The sequence below is a fragment of the Rhodovulum sp. genome (assembly GCF_011048875.1).
GTDB classification, from domain to species: Bacteria; Pseudomonadota; Alphaproteobacteria; order Rhodobacterales; family Rhodobacteraceae; genus Rhodovulum; species Rhodovulum tesquicola.
This window is the reverse complement of the sequence record NZ_DSDD01000061.1, coordinates 1-1,998: the sequence shown is the minus strand read 5'-3', so window position 1 is coordinate 1,998 and position 1,998 is coordinate 1. Positions and strand designations below refer to the sequence as shown.

The following is a 1,998-nucleotide window of genomic DNA, read 5'->3' as shown; positions in this document are numbered from 1 at the left end:
GGCGAAGATCGCGGCGGCCGCGCGCGAAATTGGCGCCTCGCTCGACGGGATCGAGATCGTCGAGGCGGCGGATCACCATGCCGCGGCAAATATTGCCGTCGACCTGGTGACGCAGGGCCGGGCGGCGGCGCTGATGAAGGGGCATCTGCATACGGATATCATGCTCAAGGCCGCGCTGCGGAAGGAAAACGGCCTGCGCGCGGGCCGTCGGTTCACCCATGTCTTCGTGATGGACGTCCCCGGCGTCGCCTACCCGCTGCTGGTCACCGACGCCGCGATCAACATAGCTCCCGATCTGCGCACCAAGATGGACATCGTCCAGAACGCCATCGACCTTGCGATCTCGATCGGGATCGAGGCTCCCAAGGTCGGGGTGCTGTCGGCGGTCGAGACGGTGAACCCCGATATTCCGTCCTCGCTGGACGCGGCGCTTCTTTCCAAGATGGCCGAACGCGGCCAGATCACTGGTGGCCTTGTCGACGGGCCGCTTGCCATGGACAACGCGGTCGACATCGCCGCGGCGCGCACCAAGGGGATCAAGGGCCAGGTCGCAGGGCGTGCCGAGGTGCTGGTGGTGCCGAACATCGATGCCGGCAACATGCTGGCAAAGCAGTTGGCCTATATCAGTCATGCCGAGGGAGCGGGCGTGGTGATGGGGGCGCGGGTGCCGATCATCCTGAACTCGCGGTCGGATGACGACAAGGCGCGGCTTGCCTCCTGCGCGGTGGCGGCGCTGCACGAGGCGCGGCTGGCGGGCCGGTTGCCAACGGGCGAACTGGCGGCCGGGCGGGCGGTGGAATAGGCGATGACGGATATCCTGACGCTGAATGCAGGCTCGTCTTCGCTGAAATTCGGCCTGTTCGAACTGGACAATCCCGGGGCGGAGCCCGTGGCGCAGATCCTGGGCGAGATCGACCGGATCGGCAACGGGCCGCATATGCGGGCGCGCAGTGCCGCGGGTGCGGTGCTGTCGGATGCTCGGCTTTCCTCCGAAGACGCGGCCGATCACGCCTGCGCGCTGGAACGCGTGCTGGAGTTGATCGCGCGCGCCCGACCCGGGGCGGCAATCGACGCGGTGGGGCATCGCATCGTGCATGGCGGGCCGGACCATGCCGTGCCCGTCCGGCTGACCCCGGAAGTGCTGGACGCGCTGGCCCGGCTGGAGCCGTTGGCGCCCTTGCACCAGCCGCATAACCTTGCCGGTGTGCGCGCTGCGCTGGCGGCCTTTCCGCAGGCGGTCCAGGTCGCCTGTTTCGACACGGCCTTTCACCGCCATCACCCCTGGGTGAACGACACGTTCGGGCTGCCGCGCGCTTATTACGACAAGGGCGTGCGGCGCTACGGCTTTCACGGGCTCAGCTATGACTATATCGCCGGGCGGCTGACCCAGATTGCGCCGCACCTGCATGCGGGCCGCGTGATCGTCGCGCATCTGGGCAACGGGGCGTCGATGTGCGGGATGATCGGCGGGCGCTCGATCGCCTCGTCGATGGGGTTCTCGGCGCTGGACGGGCTGCCGATGGGCACGCGCTGTGGTCAGCTCGATCCGGGCGTGGTGCTCTACCTAATGCAGCACGAGGGCATGGGCGCGGACGAGATCGCGGACCTGCTTTATCGCCGCTCGGGGCTTCTTGGGATGTCGGGGCTGTCGCATGACATGCGCGAACTGGAGGCCGCCGGGACCGACCCTGCGAATCAGGCGATCGGCTATTTTGTCTTCCGTATCCGCCGCGAACTGGGCGGGCTGTCGGCCGCGCTGGGGGGGCTGGATGCGCTGGTCTTCTGCGGCGGAATTGGCGAGAACTCGGTCCTTATCCGGCAAAAGGTCTGCGAGGGCATGGGCTGGATTGGGATGGAGCTTGACGAACTGCGCAACCGCAGGGGCGAGACCGTGATCAGCACCGATCTCAGCCGGGTGCGTGTGCTGGTGATCCCTACCGACGAGGAAATCGTGATCGCACGGGCGGCGCGCGACATGCTGGGGCAGATCGGCTGAAG

Annotated in this window: 2 protein-coding genes; both read left to right on the top strand. The window is 67.4% G+C overall.

Annotated features, from left to right (window positions below; genetic code table 11):
* Positions 1-802: bifunctional enoyl-CoA hydratase/phosphate acetyltransferase (locus ENN83_RS02125; RefSeq protein ID WP_287183510.1), on the top strand; the 802-nt coding region annotated here is incomplete at its 5' end.
* A gap of 3 nt (positions 803-805) precedes the next feature.
* A complete protein-coding gene (locus ENN83_RS02120) occupies positions 806-1,996 on the top strand; it encodes an acetate/propionate family kinase (protein WP_287183507.1) in 1,191 nt (396 codons plus the stop codon).
* Positions 1,997-1,998 lie beyond the last annotated feature (2 nt).

What these genes read in the sequence shown, in the direction of transcription:
- ENN83_RS02120 (WP_287183507.1), top strand. Translation starts at nt 806, where the DNA reads ATGACGGATATCCTGACGCTGAATGCAGGCTCGTCTTCGCTGAAATTC.